Source organism: Kitasatospora sp. NPDC036755 (assembly GCF_040636595.1).
GTDB lineage: Bacteria > Actinomycetota > Actinomycetes > Streptomycetales > Streptomycetaceae > Kitasatospora.
In genome coordinates this window covers 1-3,308 of sequence record NZ_JBEZUT010000564.1, presented here as the reverse complement: position 1 = coordinate 3,308, position 3,308 = coordinate 1, and the positions used below count along the sequence as shown (strand labels likewise).

The window sequence follows — 3,308 nt, the reverse complement described above, 5'->3', positions numbered from 1 at the left end:
GGGGAGCGCTGCCCATCCGGAACTCGGCGCGGACCTCCTCGCGGATCTTCTCCTTGGCCGCGCGGAACTTCTTGCTGCGGCCGTCGACTCCGGGTCTCCCCGGAGACCGCCGTACGGCGGCTCGCCGCCACCGCGGCCGACGAGGCCCGGCGCGGGCACGGCTACCTGCTCGAACTCCCCTCCGGCCGCGGCAGCGTCGCCGAGCCCCCGAGCGAGCTCGAACTGGACGCCCTCGCCACGGCGCTCGCCGCCTCCGACTCCTACGCCGTCCTGGTGGTGGCCGCCGGTCCGACGGCGACCCCGCTGCTGTCCGGCCGGTACGGGCTGATCTGCCCGCCGGCGCCCACGGAGGCGCTGCTGCGCGCCCGGATCGCCGCCCACCTGGCCGCCGGCCCGACGGCCGGCGCCGGGGTCCCCGACGACCCGACCGCCCGGGCCCACGAACTCGTCGACGACGCCGAACTGCGGTCCGCCGTCGGGCTGGAGGACCTCCGGCCCGCCGAGGCCGAGCTGCTCGCCGACCTCGTCGCCGCCCATGTGCTGGGCCGGCTGAGCCGCGCGGAACTCCTCGGCGGCTGCGCCAGCCTGGCTCCGCAGCAGGCCCAGGAGTGGTTCGCGGGCGCGGACCGCGAGATCGTCGACGCGACCGCGTCCGGCGCCGGGTCCCCCGAGCGGTCCGCCAGCCGGTCGGCCGCCGCCGTCCTGCACCCGACCGCCTCCCGGATCGCGCTGGCGGTCCTCAACGGCGCCGCCCACAGCGCGGTGGCCGAGGCCGCCCGCCTGCTCACCTGGGAGCTCGCGGTGGCCCGGGACCCGGACAGCACGCCCGCCCGCCCGCTGTTCTGCGACGACCCGGTCTCCGATCTCGCCTCGCTGCGCGCCGAGCTGACCGAGGGCGAGGTGGAGACGGCGGGGGTCAGGGCGCCGGCCCGGATCGTCCGCTACCGGGGCTCGGCGCTGTCCGGCGCGGTGCTCGCGGAGGTCTGGGACCGGCACCACCCGGCCCGCGAGCCGGTGGTCCGCTGGATGCGGCTGCTCGCCGACGACCCCAGGCCCGAGATCTGGGTGCGCGCCGCGCTCGCCTCCGGTGAGCTGTGCGCGCGCGACTTCGCCACCGGCTACGAGAAGCTGGTCCGCCCGATGGCCACCGCCGCCGCCACCCGGCGCCGGGCCTTCGCCGCCACCGTGCTGGACCAGGTGGCCCGGCACGAGAGCCACCGGAAGGTCGTCCACGAGCTCGTCCACGACTGGACCAGGTCGCACTCCGCGCACCTGTGCTGGACCGCGGCCATGGTGCTCGGCTTCGGCCACGCCGCCCCGGTGGAGGCCGCCCTCGACGACCTGGCCCGGATCGGCACCCGCGAGGGCGACGCGGAGCCGCCGATCGCCTCGCACGGCGTCGTCCGGCTGCTGGCCGGCCCCGACGACCGGGCCGTGCTGCGCCGCCTCGGCGAGTGGACCGCCGACCAGCGGGTGCCCCACCAGGACCTCGGCCTGCTGGCCGTCGTCCGGCTCGCGGTGACCGAGGTCGGCGAGGTCTGGGACGGCGAGGCCTCCCCGGACCTGGGCGGGTACCTGGAGTGGCCGCTGCCGCTGGCCCTGGCCGCCGCCCGCCCCGACCGCGCCGGCCCGCTGGCCGACCTGCTGTGGACGGCGCTGCACACGCCGCGCTCCTCCGAGGCCGCCACCGACTGCCTGGAGTCCTGGCTGCGGACCGCCGACGACGGGGGCGGTCCGGACACCAGGGCCGGCCTGGCCGCGCTGCTGCCGGCCCTGGTCCGCGACAACCGCGACCGGCGGAGCCTGGACTGGCTGCTGCGGCGCATGATGAACGACCAGGACGAGCCGCTGCCCAAGGCGCGGGCGAGCGAGCTCTGGCACCTCGCCACCGGCGACCGTCCCGCCGGAGACCGTCCGGCCGGGGACCGCCCCACCAGTGACCGCCCCGCCGGAGCCCGCCCCGACGGCGCCGGGCGCGGCGGCCGGGACCGGCCCGCCGACCGCCGCGAGGGCGGCCGGACGGGCGAGGGCACGAGGGAATCGGAGGAGCGAGGATGAAGGACGACCAGCAGGCCGCCGGCGCACCGGCCTTCGCCAAGACGGGCAGGCCCGAGCGGCCCGCCGGACCGCTGCTGAAGGAGTACAAGCGCCCGAGCGAGTGCACCCGCAAGCCGAGCGCCGAGGTCGCCCTGGTGCACTTCTACCGCAACGGCGGCCACAGCGTGGTCACCGCGATGGGCACCGAGCACGTCGACCGGCCCCGCTTCGGCCGGCCGGTGACGATCTGCGAGGTGGCCCGGGGCACCCACCTGTGCCAGCTCTCCCTCAAGGTCCCGGCGGTCGGCAGCGCCACCTTCTTCCAGGTGGAGGCGGACGTCTACTGGTCGGTCACCGACTACCGCAAGGTGGTGGACGGCCAGGTCACCGACGTCGCCGAGCGCCTGAAGGGCCCGCTGCTGGAGCGCCTGCGCACGATCTGCTCCGGCTACCCGGTGGGCGCCGCCGCCGAGGTCGACCGCGCGGCCAAGGCCGCCTGCCGCAACGGGCAGTGGGACGACCTGGGATACGACCTCGGGCTGCACGCGGACCTCTACGTGCGGGTCGCGGTGGACGCGACGACCATCGAGTACGCCGACCACGCGCGGAAGGCCGACCAGCAGGACCTCACGACGGCCCGGGACCGCGACCGCGAGCGGGCGGCCGAGTACCACCGCACCGAGCTGCTCCAGATCCGGATGCGTGCCTTCCGGGCGATGCTGGAGGGCGGCGAGTGGAACCAGATCTGCTTCATGCTCTCGGACGACCCGGACCAGGCGCGCGCCTTCATGGAGCTGCTGCGCCAGGAGGCGCGCGCGGACAAGCAGGAGCTGCTGAACCACACCCTGCGGCTGGTCGAGAAGGGCGTCATCCAGTCGGCCGAACTCGAATCGCAGGTACGGGAGTTGCTGGGAACCGGCACCTACCGGATCGAGGGCAGCTTCGGCCGGCCGCCGGTCCGGGAGGCCGCCCGGCGGCCCGAGCTCCCGTCGAAGGACCACGGCCGCCCGGACGACCGGCGGGGCGGCGGCACCTCGTTCACCCCCTCGTGGGTGGACCCCGGGCCCGCACCCCGGGACCGGGACCGGGGCCCTGACCGTACCGAGGCACCGCCCGCGGCCCGGCCCAGCGAGGCCTTCGACGACTGGGACCACGCCGGACCGGAGGCCGCCCCGGCGGACCGTCCCGCCCCCGAGGACCGCCGCCGGGACCGCCGCGACGACCGCGACGAGCGCGACGAGCGCGACGAGCGCGACGACCGCGACGACCGC

2 protein-coding genes are annotated in these 3,308 nt (G+C 76.9%); both read left to right on the top strand.

Features of this window, described 5'->3' with window-relative positions; all coding sequences use genetic code 11:
* Nucleotides 1–273 precede the first annotated feature (273 nt).
* Nucleotides 274–2,058, top strand: coding sequence for a hypothetical protein (locus AB0E96_RS39905; protein WP_359831590.1), 1,785 nt, complete (start codon nucleotides 274–276; stop codon nucleotides 2,056–2,058).
* A partial coding sequence (locus AB0E96_RS39900) for a hypothetical protein (protein ID WP_359831588.1) occupies nucleotides 2,055–3,308 on the top strand: 1,254 nt, incomplete at its 3' end. The genes AB0E96_RS39905 and AB0E96_RS39900, both read left to right, overlap by 4 nt.